11 protein-coding genes are annotated in these 14,732 nt (G+C 57.6%); 8 read left to right on the forward strand and 3 right to left on the reverse strand.

The window, feature by feature from the left end; genetic code table 11:
* Positions 1–696 carry a TetR/AcrR family transcriptional regulator gene (locus tag EII11_RS03170; protein WP_240623040.1) on the reverse strand — a complete coding sequence of 232 codons (696 nt, stop codon included), beginning with the start codon at positions 694–696 and terminating at the stop codon, positions 1–3.
* A gap of 536 nt (positions 697–1,232) precedes the next feature.
* Here EII11_RS03170 and EII11_RS03175 point away from each other — a divergent pair.
* The 3 genes from EII11_RS03175 to EII11_RS03185 all read left to right on the forward strand — a co-directional run bounded on the left by EII11_RS03175 (position 1,233) and on the right by EII11_RS03185 (position 5,543).
* Positions 1,233–2,246 (forward strand): hypothetical protein, encoded by a 1,014-nt coding sequence (locus EII11_RS03175; RefSeq protein ID WP_124868543.1) that lies wholly within the window; start codon positions 1,233–1,235, stop codon positions 2,244–2,246.
* Between the two features lie 88 nt (positions 2,247–2,334).
* On the forward strand, positions 2,335–4,473 hold the full coding sequence (locus tag EII11_RS03180; protein WP_205649215.1) for an AAA family ATPase: 2,139 nt from the start codon (positions 2,335–2,337) through the stop codon (positions 4,471–4,473).
* 14 nt (positions 4,474–4,487) lie between these two features.
* Complete coding sequence (locus EII11_RS03185) at positions 4,488–5,543, forward strand: 5-methylcytosine restriction system specificity protein McrC (RefSeq protein WP_124868545.1); 1,056 nt, start codon at positions 4,488–4,490, stop codon at positions 5,541–5,543.
* Between the two features lie 77 nt (positions 5,544–5,620).
* On the opposite strand, the gene EII11_RS03190 is transcribed toward EII11_RS03185, so the two are convergent.
* Positions 5,621–6,916 carry an ATP-binding protein gene (locus EII11_RS03190; protein ID WP_124868547.1) on the reverse strand — a complete coding sequence of 432 codons (1,296 nt, stop codon included), beginning with the start codon at positions 6,914–6,916 and terminating at the stop codon, positions 5,621–5,623.
* 370 nt (positions 6,917–7,286) lie between these two features.
* Here EII11_RS03190 and EII11_RS03195 point away from each other — a divergent pair, with 370 nt between their 5' ends.
* Positions 7,287–8,483 carry a glycine C-acetyltransferase gene (locus EII11_RS03195; protein WP_124868549.1) on the forward strand — a complete coding sequence of 399 codons (1,197 nt, stop codon included), beginning with the start codon at positions 7,287–7,289 and terminating at the stop codon, positions 8,481–8,483.
* A 288-nt stretch (positions 8,484–8,771) separates the two neighbouring features.
* Positions 8,772–9,743: a DUF808 family protein gene (locus EII11_RS03200; protein ID WP_124868551.1), complete on the forward strand. Its 972-nt coding sequence runs from the start codon at positions 8,772–8,774 to the stop codon at positions 9,741–9,743.
* 426 nt (positions 9,744–10,169) lie between these two features.
* On the opposite strand, the gene EII11_RS03205 is transcribed toward EII11_RS03200, so the two are convergent.
* Positions 10,170–10,544 carry a hypothetical protein gene (locus EII11_RS03205; RefSeq protein ID WP_124868553.1) on the reverse strand — a complete coding sequence of 125 codons (375 nt, stop codon included), beginning with the start codon at positions 10,542–10,544 and terminating at the stop codon, positions 10,170–10,172.
* A gap of 931 nt (positions 10,545–11,475) precedes the next feature.
* Here EII11_RS03205 and EII11_RS03210 point away from each other — a divergent pair.
* The 3 genes from EII11_RS03210 to EII11_RS03220 all read left to right on the forward strand — a co-directional run bounded on the left by EII11_RS03210 (position 11,476) and on the right by EII11_RS03220 (position 14,667).
* On the forward strand, positions 11,476–12,099 hold the full coding sequence (locus EII11_RS03210; protein ID WP_124868555.1) for a superoxide dismutase: 624 nt from the start codon (positions 11,476–11,478) through the stop codon (positions 12,097–12,099).
* A 224-nt stretch (positions 12,100–12,323) separates the two neighbouring features.
* Positions 12,324–13,622, forward strand: coding sequence for a phosphotransferase enzyme family protein (locus EII11_RS03215; RefSeq protein ID WP_124868557.1), 1,299 nt, complete (start codon positions 12,324–12,326; stop codon positions 13,620–13,622).
* Between the two features lie 139 nt (positions 13,623–13,761).
* Positions 13,762–14,667 carry an ABC transporter substrate-binding protein gene (locus tag EII11_RS03220; RefSeq protein WP_124868559.1) on the forward strand — a complete coding sequence of 302 codons (906 nt, stop codon included), beginning with the start codon at positions 13,762–13,764 and terminating at the stop codon, positions 14,665–14,667.
* Positions 14,668–14,732: the final 65 nt, after the last annotated feature.

Consider the following 14,732-nt stretch of genomic DNA (forward strand, 5'->3'; position numbering starts at 1 on the left):
TCACTGCCCGCCTATTGTTGCGCCCATTGCGTCTGCGAGGGCCTGCGGCTCGCAGCCGAGGATTCGCCCGGCAGAGACGATGAGTGCCTGCGTGCGACGGGCGAGGGTGGCCTCGTCGGCTGGAAATATGCCCTGGTCAAGCAACATTCCAGCCCCTAGCAAAATGAGTTCAACGCTTTCTGTTGGGTGGGGCGTGGTGAACTCGCCTGTGTTCACGCCTTCCTCCACGACGTCAACGAGGATCGGGGTGATGCGCGCAATGGTTTCGGTAATGGACAGCAAGTGATAGTCGGCGTTTCCTGGGGCATGTAGCGTGTTGACGAGGCGCTCGCCCTCTTCGTCGCCGGTGATGCGCAGTGCGCCAATGATGCGGACGAAACGCTCAATGGCACTACCTGGCGTGTGGGCGGCTGCTTCTGCGCGGGCGGCGAGGTCATCGCAGGTGCGGAGAACCAGGGCGCGCAGGATTTCTTCTTTGCTGGCGAAATGGTGGTAGAGGGTGCCCTTGGCGATGCCTGCTCGGGCGAGGATGTCGTCGGTGCTGGTGTGGTGGTATCCGCGGGTGACGAAGAGTTCGCGGGCAATGTCGAGGATCTGGGTGCGTCGAGCTTCAGCGCTCAGGCGTATGCGAGTGGGGGCGGAGGTAGGGACGGGAACGGCGGCAGCGGGACCGCCGGGGCCCTTCCCTGCCTTCACGGCTTTTCCTGAGCGCTCTCGCTCCCTAAGGTCTGCATCTTTCCTGGGATTTGCGCCTTTCCTGACACCAGTTGCATGCATGTCCGCCGGTACTGTCTGGCTCATCCTTCTCACCCCTTATTACCACCTCATAGCGTAACCGACCGCTAGTCGGTAGCCTATCAGGATGGCCGCGACCTCGCCCACCCTGATTCGCCCCTGATCTGCACACCCACACTCGCCCTCACCAATTACGTGACAGTTGTTGCAGAGCGCGCCCCTTGTGACCCGGTGGAGCAGTTGCGACCTTTAGTGACAGCCCCACCTGTCACCTCATGCAACAACTGTCACGCAGATAGGTGTGGCCCCTCATCAATTCTGAATAGCCGCGCCTCTCTGCAGTCCCAACCCACCTCCTGTCATTCTTCCCCCTTCACACCACACTCCCCCCGTCTCCATCCCGAACAGAATCTCAGCCGACCCCCGAAGCAACGGTCTAATCTTGCATACAGAACAGAGGTCGACGGGAGGCCTCGTCCCAGCAGAAGGACGCAACCTTGAGGATTCACTATTTTCAGCGCTACCACCAGAAAGAAAACGTGGCGACAGCAAACACAATGCTGTTACTTAGCCGCTTGTACGCGCACTCACCCGATAAGTTCTTTCTTTTCCTTTCGACCGCGTACTTTGGGGAGACGTTCAACTTGGAACCGGCGTTTGCCCTTCAAGAGAGAGGGGACGAGAGTATTCCAGATGCGACGATCACCCAAGAGGGTTTCAAGATTGTTGTCGAAACAAAAACCTCCGACTGGTTCTATCCAGAACAGCTCGAAGCGCACCTCAAGTCCTTCGGCGACCAAAAGAACAAGATCCTGCTGACTCTGGCACCCGAAGAGATGGACCAGGGTAAATGCCTGGAATTCCAAACGTTCCTGGACGAACACAATCAGAACCAGCAGCAACCCATCCGCCACATCAACACCACTTTTGAACAGCTCGCTCAAGGCATCGAAAACATCTTGGACGAACGCGATGAGGACATACACGACATCCTGGCTGACTATCGCGACTATTGTCTGCACGACGGGCTGATCTCCGTCAACGACAGTTGGAAATGGATGGTCGCCCGACTGGCCGGCAAAACCTTTGACTTCAACCTCACCCACCGCGTGTACTATAACCTGGCCAGCCGCGGCTTCCGCCCCCACGACTACCTAGGCCTCTACCGGAACAAGAGCGTGCGGGCCATTGGAAAAATCAGCGCCCGGATTGTGGCCGTCAGGGGCACCAATGGCATGGAGTACACCGTCGAGCACGGTGAGCTCACCGACGACCATAAGCAGTGCATCGACGCGGCCATGGTCGATGCCCGCCAGCACGGTTGGGATCTGGGACAAGTCGAACATCGCTACTTCTTTGTCGACGATTTCCATCCCACCGACTTCAACAAAATCACCCCTTACGCGCCCCGCAGCCACCGCACCTTCGACCTGACTGAGATCCTGGGCACCGACACCCTGCCTAACGAGGTCGCCTTGGCTAAGTCACTCACAGAGCTGACCTGGGAGTAGGAAGGCGGATATTGCCCTACCGTTGCTCGCGACACATAAAATGGCATCAGAGGCAACAGTCCCCAGACTGTGGTGAGGACGCAAAGACATGCTTGATGAAGCCAAACTTCAAGAACTCCTAGACCAGTACGCTGTTGACTTTAATGAAAGGCGCTGGAGTGAGCAGGAGTATAAATGGAAGGATGTAGTCCGGTTCCAGCGTGAATGGGATATTGAAGCCTCTAACATCACGGGAATGCTCGCCTCTGCTATGAACAAGAAGAGTGGCCTGCTTGGTGGTGGCGGTTTCCTAGGACGGGCGGCCTTAATCGACCTTGCCCGTCTAGAGCCAGAACCTGTGCGCCAAATGTTCTTGATACTGTTTGATGAAAGTGAAGATTTCTTTGTGCGCGTTGAGGGATTCAAGCAGTCAGCCAATCGCCTATTGAACGAGAACTCGTCACGTAAACTCAATAGCCATCAAGATGAGCGCGCGATCACGGCATACCTGGCTCTTCGTTATCCAGACCGCTACGGCTATTATAAGTTTGAGGAATTTGAGTATCTATCAGAACTTTTTGACACTACTCCGCGTGTGGTTTCAGGGGCTTACAGAAACAACCTTGTTGTCTACAGGGAGGCGTATGCAGAGATCTCATCGGCGATGCGTGAGCACCCTGTGCTCTCACAACTTGTCGAGCAATATCGCACAGAGGATCATTATGCCGACTCCAAGTGCATGATTCTTGCACAGGACTTCCTCTCCCACCTCTACGCTCCTATAAAAAGGGCGCGCGCCGCCGAACGACGAAATAAGAGAGTCTCTGAAGAAGAATCCAAGCATACCCGCCAGAGAAGCGGGATACTCGAATTAGCAAGTCAGGACCTAGAACTGGTCCACAGCGATAAGAACCCGGCTCATCCAGCATCGTCCCCATCCTTGCCGCAGCCCGTGAACTACTTGTGGATGAACTGCAACCCCAAGATCTGGAGCCTACAGTCCATGGCGTTGGGAGCACAGCAAAGCTACACGTTGTATAACGACAACGGCAATAGGCGGCAGATCTTTGCGAACTTTGAGAAGGTACAACCTGGCGATGTGGTCATTGGGTATGAGTCGACTCCCGTAAAGAAGATCGTCGCCCTGCTGCGCATCAGCAAAGCTTCAGACGGACAACGTATTGTCTTCGAGAAGGTCGAAGGCCTGACTACCCCCATTCCGCTGGCTGATGTCAAAGATTATATGGTTGCTCACCAGGTTGAAGGCGCACCGAACATGCAAGGAAGCCTCTTCAACCTGGGTAAGGATCACTACGACTACCTTCTGGACATGATCCGCAAACTCAACCCCGCACCAGCCTCGTCTGAGACTCTGCCTACTTACACGCGCGCGGACTTCCTGGCAGAGGTCTTCATGGCGGAAAGAGACTATGATCGTCTGGCACGTCGGCTCAAACAGCAAAAAAACCTGATTTTGCAAGGCTCGCCCGGTGTGGGTAAGACCTTCGCTGCCAGGAGGTTGGCGTTTTCCCTGATGGGCGTTAAGGACGAGGATCGCGTCCAGTTCGTCCAATTCCACCAGAGCTACTCGTATGAAGACTTTGTCATGGGCTATAAACCCACCGCTGATGGCGGCTTTGAACTTAAGGAAGGTATCTTCTATCGTTTCTGTCGCAGCGCCGCCAACCAGCCTGACTTGGACTTCTACTTCATCATTGACGAAATCAACCGTGCTCCCCTATCAAAGGTTTTCGGTGAGCTGTTGTCCGCCATTGAAGCCGACTACCGTGGTATCCCGGTGACCTTGCAATACAATGGTTTGCCTTTCGATGTCCCCGAAAACCTGCACATTATTGGCATGATGAACACAGCGGACCGCTCGCTGGCAATCATTGACTATGCGCTGCGCCGCCGCTTTGGTTTCCATGCCATGCACCCGGGTTTTGACAACGCTCAATTCCAGGCACACATCCGGACCCTCAACCCCGTACCTGCCGTCCATCAGGTGATCAGCCAGGTGCGCGCCTTAAACAGCGTGATCAGCCAAGATGCTACCTTGGGGCCAGGATTCCAGATTGGTCATTCCTACTTCTGTTCGGGACGCACCGTCACAACACTCGACCAAGACACAGTGTCTGACATCGTCGAATGTGATCTAATCCCGCTGCTGGAAGAATACTGGTTTGACGAGCCTGACTCGGTCAAGACCTGGGCCCAGCGCCTGCGTGATGCCGCCGCCGTCAAGTAAAGGCAGGCCAGAAAGTGACGCAATACAACAAGGTGTTCGTCAAGAACATCTACTACATGCTGGCCTACAGCTTCAAAGCCCTCACTATCCACGAAATTGCTTCACTGTCGACCGAAGAGTTCGACAATCCGCATAACCTGTTCGCTGCGATCCTCAATAAAGGGTTGGGCCGCCAAGTCAAGCAAGGACTGCACAGGGACTACATGACCCGCAGCGACAACCTGACGACCTTGCGTGGCAAGATCGTCATGCCCACCTCCATCCGCAACGCCGTCGCACACCGCCCCCACGTCGGTTGTGAGTTCGATGAGCTCTCCGAGAATATCCTGCTCAACCAGGTGCTTAAGACTGCTGCCACGCTCCTGCTTCGCCATGGTTCCATTGACGAGGCCTACCGCCAGGGGTTGTGTAAAAAACTGCTCTTCCTCGATGGAATCGATCTGGTAAATCCGGCGCAGGTCCCGTGGGCGGCGATCCGCCTCACGCCAGCGACACGCAGCTACCGCGTTCTGCTGGGGCTCAGCCGCCTTATCCTCGAAGGACTGCTGGCTTCGGAGGAGGACGGTGACTACGCCCTGTATCGTTTCGACCCCACCAGGCACGAATTCGCTGCCCTTTACGAGTCCTTCTTGGCCGCGTTCTTCACCCAAGAATGCCCCAACCTGCGCGTGCACGCCCCGCATATCCCATGGGCGCTCGATGATGGGTATCGGCACTTACTGCCCACAATGAAGTCCGACATCGTTCTAGAAAAAGACGGACGAACGATGATCATCGACGCGAAGTTTTACGGTGATGGCGCATTGGATTCACCCCATCATGGCACACTGAAGTCCCGATCTGCGCACCTGTACCAGATCTTTGCCTATGTGAAAAATGCCGAAAAGACAATGACACACGGCAGCGAGGCGATACGAGGCATGCTGCTGTACGCAGCAACCGAAGCAGGCAGCCAGCCGAACGTCACCTACCAGATGAGTGGAAACCCGATCACGGTGACAACACTCAACCTCAACCAGGAATTCGCCCTCATCAGAAAGCAGCTCTTACAAATTGCAGCAGAGCTCTAGACCAGGGGTGTCTTCCATCACCACGCCCTCAAACGCTGCCTTCACGTTGCAACTCAAAGACACCCACGGGAGCGCGGTTAACCCAACATTGCCAGCGGAATGACAGCAATACCATCAGGGCGCCGGTAAGCGTGGCGGCCAGCAGTTAGCACAACACAATCTCGGAGGCGCTCGCCAAGCTTGTCGCGCATCCACACAAGGTGGCGCACATCAGCCTCGTCAACATGAGCTTTGAGCTTTACCTCAAAAGCAAGGACTTTACCCGTGTAATCCTCAGCAATAATGTCCACTTCACGACTGCCATCATCTTGAGTGGCGATAGGTTTCTTCTTCGTCTGTGTCTGGAAATGGAATGTCTGTGCCTCAGCTGCCTGAGCAGCACCTCGAACCGTCAAGACTGCCAGGGCCTCGAAGAGATGTCCGAATGCTTTCATCCCTCCGCCACGCGAATCGAGCAGGCGAGAGGCATCCATCCCCATCAAACGCGCGCTTAAGGCTGGATCAAGCAAATAGTGCTTAGGCGATTTCTTCAAGCGCGTAAAAGGTGAAAACGTGGGATACCAAGCAGGCAGAGTATCCAGAATCCACAGTTTCGTAAGGATATTCCGATACGACTCAGTCGCACTCTTACTCGGTTTATCCGACACTCCAGCTGTAGCAGCATCCAAGATCTCGCTATACGTTGCTGTTGTACCTGTTGCTGCAGCATAGGCTTGCAGCCATGCTAGGAGAGTTTGAGGCTTACGGACCTTGAGTCCCGCCTCTGGAATATCACGGTCAAGAATACGCTGAATATAACTATCAATCTGCCTTCTCTGTTGACGCGGCGTCATTCCCTGAATGCCAGGAAAACCGCTCGAACAGATCTCCTGAGCATACTGCTCAAGCGAGAAATCTGTCTCACCACTGACGTCTGCTGTCCCTAGAAACAAGTCGCGAATGAAAATCGATGGGCTTGTAGATGCTCGCTCTGATAGGGCTAGCGGGCGCATATGAAAGGACACAATACGCCCAGCGCCACTATGAGTATCGACCCCTGTTAAAGGAGTAGCGCTACCCGTCAAGAACCTTACTCCAGGCAGACGCGCGTCCACTGCTCGCCGAACAAGATCCCAACTCTCTGGGTAGTGTTGCCACTCGTCAATCAGAACAGAAGCATCCTGATTAACTGCCCCGGCAGGATTCGCCAAGAAAAGTGCCCGACCTTCGGCAGTATCCAAACGAAAAACGTGTTCCACGCGCCGGAGTGCTGTTTCCGTCTTCCCAACAGCCTTTGCACCATCAATCGCCACTGCAGGAAGACCAGGCAGAAGCTCATCAAGCTCTTCATCGATGTAGCGCCTTAAGTACGCCCCCTTGGAATCTACTAACACTTCCCCCTCACTTCACCGAGAAAACACCGTTGATTCAACAGATTCTAACTATCCTAACGCCCAATAGCAACCACTTCCCCCCTCCTGAACCAGTCGTTTCCCCCCATGCAAACCATTCATTTCCCCCCTCCTGAACCAGTCGTTTCCCCCCTCGTTCCGTCATCTTATTGAGTGCCTGCCTGTTGTGGATTTCCGGGGATGAGCCGGTGACTCTTGGCGCGATCCCTTCCCAATCAGCCGCTGGACACCCTTGTTCAACAACGTGCCATGCTCCTGTCTGCTTCGCCACGCTACGCACCACCCCCCTGCCTCCCCCAACTCCACACAACGCACCTTCCCGCCCCCGCCCTCGACGGTGCACAATTAAGGCATGGATACTCTTAGCGCCACACTCGAAGCCGAGCTCCAGTCCATCCGCGAACAGGGCCTATGGAAGGCCGAACGTGAAATCCTGGGCCGCCAGGGTCCGCACGTCACCACTCCCGCTGGGGACGCCCTGAATTTCTGCGCCAATAACTACTTGGGACTTGCTGGGGATGAACGCCTTACCCAGGCCGCGCGCGACGCCCTCGATACATGGGGCTTTGGCATGAGCTCTGTGCGTTTTATCTGCGGCACGCAAGACCAGCACCGCGCCCTTGAACGCGAAATCGCTGAGTTCCTGCGCATGGATGACGCGATCCTTTTCTCTTCCTGCTTTGATGCCAACGGTGGCATTTTTGAAGCCCTCTTTACCGCCAAGGACGCGATCATTTCTGACGAATTGAACCACGCCTCCCTGATTGACGGCATCCGCCTGTGTAAGGCCGCTCGCTTCCGCTACCGGAATGCTGACCTTGAAGACCTGCGCGCCCAGCTCGTTGCCGCGCGAGAGGGCGGCGCAGAGCAGATCGTTATTGTCACCGATGGCGTCTTTTCGATGGATGGTTCTTACGCTCCCCTGCCAGGCATTTGTGACCTAGCCGAGGAGTTCCGGGCGATCGTCATGGTCGATGACTCGCATGCGACGGGTTTTGTGGGCGCTGGTGGACGCGGCACGCCGGAATATTTTGGTGTGGAGGATCGCGTCGACATCCTCACCGGCACACTCGGTAAGGCGCTCGGCGGTGCTTCTGGCGGCTATGTTGCTGCAGGTCAGGCTGTTGTGGATATGCTGCGCCAGCGGGCCCGCCCCTACCTCTTCTCTAACACGCTGGCGCCGACCGTGGTTGCGGGCTCTCGCGAGGCTCTGCGCCTGGCTGCCGACGCCGATGCTGAGCGCGCGCACCTGGCTGACATGGCGGCCCTTTTTCGTTCGGAGATGGAGGCTGCTGGCTTTGCGATTTTGCCGGGCACTCACCCCATTCACGCCGTCATGTTCCCCGGCGAGGACGGTGCCCGCCAGGCCGTTGAGGTGGCTGCCCGCATGTTAGAGCTTGGCGTGTATGTGACAGCCTTTAGTTTCCCCGTGGTGCCGCGCGGGAAGGCTCGCATCCGCGTGCAGCTTTCCGCTGCGCACTCTGAGCAGGATGTGCGCGCCTGCGTTGCCGCCTTCATTCAGGCTCGCGAGGACGTTGCCGACCGCTGAGTGCCGCCCGTCAGCTTGGGGATGCCCAGCAGACGATTGGGGCATACCTACCTTGGCGACAGCTTTAAGGTGAAACGGCAGTGGATGGGCACGCACAGCGTTCCCATCCACTGCTACGCTTTTTACGCGGAACTGTCCGCGGCAATAGCCTCGCCACACGAAGTGTTGACGATGTCGCCTGCCTGCACCGCCCCGCCTCGTCCGACACTGACCATCGCCCGCCTGTTCCTTAAGCGCCCACCCCTTGGCCGTCACCCCAGGCCTTCTCCTAATGAAAGTGAGCTGACTATGTCCGGAGGACTTGTTGCCCTACTTGACGACATTGCGACCCTCGCGAAGGCTGCCGCTGCGTCGGTGGATGATGTTGCAGCGGGTGCGGCTAAGGCTTCCGCGAAGGCGGCGGGCGTCATTATTGATGACACTGCGGTGACCCCTCAGTATGTTCAGGGCCTCTCTCCTGCACGTGAGCTGCCGGTGATTGCTCGCATTGCCAAAGGGTCACTGATCAACAAGCTGTTGATTATTCTGCCTTTGGCGCTGCTCCTGTCATGGCTGGCTCCCTGGTCTTTGCCGATCCTGTTGATCATTGGCGGCTCCTACCTGTGTTTCGAGGGCGCGGAAAAGTTGCTTCATAAGCTGCATCTGCTGCCTCACCACGGCCCAGAGCACGGCGAGGGCGAAGGTGTTGCGGCAGTAAGCAGTGAAGAGTTCGAAAAGACAATTGTGTCGTCCGCAGTTCGCACTGACCTGATTCTTTCGGCAGAAATCATGCTGATTGCTTTAGCGGACTTGACTGGTAGCTCAAGCACCATGCGGGTTGCGGTGTTGACCGCCGTGGCCTTGGCGATGACTTTCTTCGTCTACGGCGTGGTGGCCATCTTGGTGAAGATGGATGATTTTGGCCTGCACCTGGTGGCTCGCGGGGGCAAGCGTGCCGCCCTGGGTGAACGCATTGTGCGCGTCATGCCGAAAGTCTTTTCAGCGATTGGTGCGATTGGCACCCTGGCCATGCTCTGGGTAGGCGGACACATCATTATCCTGTCCCTGCATGACCTTGGTTTTGATTGGCTGCACCATCTAGTCGAGACTGCCGTACACGCTGTCGAGTCCGCTGGCGGCGCGGTCATGTGGCTGGTTGAGACCGCACTGTCTGGCATCTTCGGCGCGCTCTGGGGCAGTGTCATTGCTGTCCTGTGGGTCGGCGTTCAGCGCCTGCGCCACTCGAAGGGCGAGGCAAAGGCGGCCGACGCGGCTCACTGAGCATCACTTCAGGTTCAGCGCGCGTCAGCGTGACGCTCGTTTTCCACACAACGAGGCTCCCGCGGCAGCCTCGTTTGTTGTAAGTGCTGCCTTGGTGCGTCGTCTGGCGAGGCTCAAACGAGGGTTACGTGACAGTTGTTGCATGACGTGACAGGTATAGCTGTCACATAATGTCGCAAGTGTCACGCTGTGCAACAAGTGATCCATAACTAGCACCCGCCCAGCCTCGGCACCTCGACCTCGCCGTGCCCACGCCTCGCCTAGCTGAACACCGACGCAACGTTCACTTTCCACACAGCCCTTCGCTATAGTCGCAAGGATAATCTGCTCTGCATTAAGGTGGCAGCATGCCAAATGCTTAAGCTCGGGCAAAGATGGCGGTCAGCATCTCCTTCACGACGCTGACCGCCATCTGATTGCCCGACACTAGTCGAAGATTTCGGTCAGTTCAGGATCTTCTGCCCGCAATGCGGCTACCATTTCGTCTCGCCAAGAAACTGAACCACCAAAATTCACGCTCTGAGCGCCATACCACATAGTCCCAAGCGCACCGTGCCCTGTTGCAGAGAGGGAAATAATCATTCCCCCGAGCTCGTCATTTGCCTGGCCAACTTGTATTTCGACACGCTTCAACCGCAAAAGAAGTGGTCGCTTCAAAGCAACAACAGCAAAATCGGCAGGAACATCCATGGGGCCATATTCCATAGGATTAACATCTGCCCCAGAAAGACAGGATGAAAGCGAATACTTAATTTGATTCAAGTTCATCCCGGTACGAAAAAGGCGCTCATCTACCTTCATTCTTTTCCTTCCTTCATCCCCTAAAAACCTCCTCGCAGCACAGCACTACTTACCACACGCCCTATTGGGTACGACCGCAGTGAGGGCAACGATAGTTCTGCGCATTAGGCACGACGTAGAACGTTCCACCACACGATCGATTGGTGCAGACTCGCCGAACGGTAGCGTTACCCCTAGGGGAAGCACTCGCTTCATAAGAAAACATATTTCCTCCTCATCTCCACAAAAGCCGCAACATCGCGCGCTCTTGCTTGGGTTATCAATTGCAAAATAAGACTACCCCCCCCCCTCTATTCGTCAAGAGATTTAGTAAGCCTTCGTTAAAAGCCTTCGCATCACAAGCGAGTAGCAACTCCAAATCTCACGGCATAGAAAATTCGTCTCATTTAAGTCCCAACCCGACATAATCAGATTCAAATTCATTCCCGAAGTGCAAAAACATAAAATCTCTCGGCGTCAAGTCTTCATAGACACACCTTGGATCGGCGAAGGCGGCTGCGGGCACCTCGTTTTTTGCGCGCGCCACACTGCGGCACTATCTGCGAGGGTCAAAGGACGACTGCGTGACAGTTGTTGCACGACGTGACAGGTATAGCTGTCACATAATGCCGCAAGTGTCACGCTATGCAACAAGTGCTCCACCACTAGCACCCGCCCAGTGCTCCATCACTAGCACCCGCCCAGCCCACCCCAGCCCAGCCCAGCGCCGGCACCTCGACCTCGCCATACCCGAGCCTCACCCTGATGAGCCACTATCCCTTGCCTGAACCGTCACCAACCTCAGCCCATCATCCGCCACGTCACTAAAGTTTGTGAAAATCGCGCGAAATACCACATATCCATATTGCGCAATCGGGACTAAAGGGCGATACCCTAAACAGTGGACCTGCAGCGTTCACCTATCCGCTGCTCACTATCACTAGGAGAGAACATGACGGTCTACACCCTGCCTGAACTCGGCTACGACTACGCCGCTCTGGAGCCCCACATCTCGGCCACCATCATGGAGCTGCACCACTCCAAGCACCACGCCGCCTACGTTGCCGGCGCGAATGGCGCTCTTGCTGCTCTGGAGGCAGCTCGCGAAGCTGGCGACCATGCCGCGATCAACCTGCATGAGAAGAACCTGGCCTTCCACCTGGGTGGTCACACCAACCACTCCATCTTCTGGCAGAACATGGCCCCCGATGCTGGCGGCCGCCCCGAGGGTGAACTTGCTGCCGCTATTGATGAGTTCTTCGGCTCCTTCGAGAAGTTCCAGGCGCAGTTCGCCGCTGCTTCCCTGGGCCTGCAGGGCTCGGGCTGGGGTGTCCTCGCCTGGGATACCCTGGGCCAGCGCCTCGTCACCTTCCAGCTGACCGACCAGCAGGGCAACATCCCTGTTGCTACCGTTCCGCTGCTCATGCTGGACATGTGGGAGCACGCCTTCTACCTGGACTACAAGAACGTCAAGGCTGACTACGTCACCGCGTGGTGGAACGTTGTGAACTGGGCTGACGTGGCTGCACGCTTTGAGCGCGCCCGCACCCAGTACAACGGCCTCGTTGTTGCCTGATGAACTGACTGACGGACACTGCGCCCCTCCTACCCCCCATCCGCACCGCCCAAAAGGCTGTCATGAATGTGTGCACGCCGGAGGGGCGCAGTGTTTTACTATTGTGTGTGCACGGGTGCCCAAGGATTCACCCCCAAGGGCTGAGAAGCGACGCTAACCGTTTCACCTGAACCAGGTCATGCTGGCGTAGGGACGCAACCACACACCTGTGCAAGGAGGCGCAGGTGACCTACCCCGAGGACTACACCGTCATTGAACCCGCGTGGCCGCCCTTTGGGGCTGACGAGGCTCTCCCCGTCATGGCCCGTTTCGGTTTCCCTGAAGCGACAGTGACCAGACAATCCATCCGCATGATGTCGTGCGCGGTGACGGTTTCCACCCCTAGTGCGCCCTTCTTCCTCAAGCGCTATCACCGCTCGGTCATGTCTGCACCCGAGCTTCGCGCCCGCCACCGGGCGGTGAATCTGCTGCGCGACGTTGAGGACGGGCATACGCTGACCGTTACCGGCTTCCACCTCACCCCCGATGGCGATAGCGTTGTCGAGGAGGGCGAGTGGCTCTACGAACTCAACGATTTTGCGCCTGGCGAGGATCGTTACCGTGGCCGCTATTCGTGGAATGCGCCCGATTCTTTGGGCGAGGCTGAAAGCCTGGGGCGGGCTTTGGCGATCATCCACCTGCGGGCCGAGGCGACCGCCGAACGAGCTCCCGCTGATCCTGGGCCAGGCTTCTTTCAGGCCCGCTGCGACCTGGCCATGGGGCACGTGTCCGTCGAGGACTATCTGGCGGCTCGCCCAATGCTCACCGAGTGGGCGGCGGGTTACGCGCCTACAGAGGGCGACGCCTCGCGCTCCGTTGATAGTGCGCCCAGAGTGCGCACCAGCAAAGAACGTCACAGCGCAGGACACGGCGGCATAGAAAGTAGCACCGCAGGCAGCACTGGCACGCTGAAGCGCGCCGAAGGCGCTGGCCAGGCCACCGCGCACGGCCTCGACCTGAGTGCCGAGGTCGAGGCCGCCCTTGCCTGGCGTACCCCAGAGATCGTCCGCGCCTACGCGTCCCTGCCTCGCTTGTGGATTCACGGGGATGGGCATTGCTCGAACATGATGTACGCGGGCGAGGAAGTATGCGCGGTCTTCGACTTTGGTCTCTCTGCCGTGTCTACAGCCGTGGCCGACCTGGCCATCGCACTGGAGCGCAACACCTTGCTGTGGCTGGAAATTCTTGACGGAAAATCCGACGCTTACCGGATGGACACCGCCAGGGCGATCCTGCGCGGCTACCAGTCACTGCGGCCTCTCAGCTCAACGGAGGCTGCTCTGCTGCCTCACATGATGCGCGCGGTTCATGTTGATCCGGCCCTTGATTGGATTCCCTACCACCTCATCAGTGGGAGGCCCTCAAATGCCGAATGGGCTCTTGAGACGTTTTTCCGCGGGCACACCGCCTGGTTCAGCACCGAGGCAGGCAAACGCTACCTTGACGAGCTCGCCGCAGCGATCGAGGCCACCCACCCGGCGTAGTGTCCCCTACCTCTCCAGCGCCCGGCAACGCCCTCACCCTCCCGCCCGACCCGCCCTCGGCAACGCCCTCGCCAAACAGACGCTCTTCCACAACCACAATCCCTCCACCCAACCCGAACCCCTCAATGAAAGGCACCCGATGAAACTGCGCATCCACCTCGAATACGTCCACCCCTGGCCCAACCACATTGGTCTCTTCGTCGCCCGCGCGAAAGGCTGGTATGCCGAGCGCGGCTGGGATGTCGACATTATTTCCGACGGCCACGACCGCGGGAACCCCTCAGACCTGGTGGCTGCAGGCGAATACCAGGTGGCCTCAGCACGCTTGGGGGAGCTCATTGAGTACCGCCACACCGAGGTGCCGCTGGTGGGCGTAGCGACCTTCAACCAGTGCCAGCTTCCTGGTGTTTTTGGCCGCAAGTCGGATGGGATTCACCGCTGGCGCGACCTGGAGGGCAAGCGGGTGTCGATTCCGCCCTCGCCGCGTTTGACCCACATGGTGCGCGAGGCTGTCGAGGCCGACGGCGGCGACTTCGATCTGCTCAACGTCACCCACCCTGAGTTCTGGGAGCCTGACATGCGTGCGATCGAAAAGGGCAGCTTTGATGCGGTGTTTAATGTGCTCGGATGGGAGCCCTACCAGGGCTGCACGCCCGTTGAGGACATCACCTTCCTTGATTTTGACCAGGTAGGGGTGGCTCCGCATCACGCTTACTTTGTCTGTTTCACGCAGGAAATGTGCGAGGCTCAGCCTCAGGTAGTGCGTGACTTCCTGGAGGCCACGGCACGCGGCTACCGTTTCGCCGTAGAAAACCCTGACGAGGCGATCGCCCTGGCAGGATCGCCCATGTGCAATATGGATCCCGAGGTCTTGCGTTTGTCGTTAGAGCATATGCGTCCAACATGGTTTGCGCCCTCGGGACGGTGGGGAGAGATTCAGCCGGAGCTGGTGCGCTCCTACACGCAGTGGATGATTGATGGCGGTTTCACCACCGCTTCCCTGGAGGATATTGAGGGTGCGGTGACGAACGACTTCCTGCCCTGACATCTTTCGCCCGTGAGAGGATAAGGCCCGCGACCGCCCTCGATACGCGAGGTTGGCCGCGGGTC

The sequence above is a fragment of the Schaalia canis genome (assembly GCF_003858455.1).
Lineage (GTDB): Bacteria > Actinomycetota > Actinomycetes > Actinomycetales > Actinomycetaceae > Pauljensenia > Pauljensenia canis.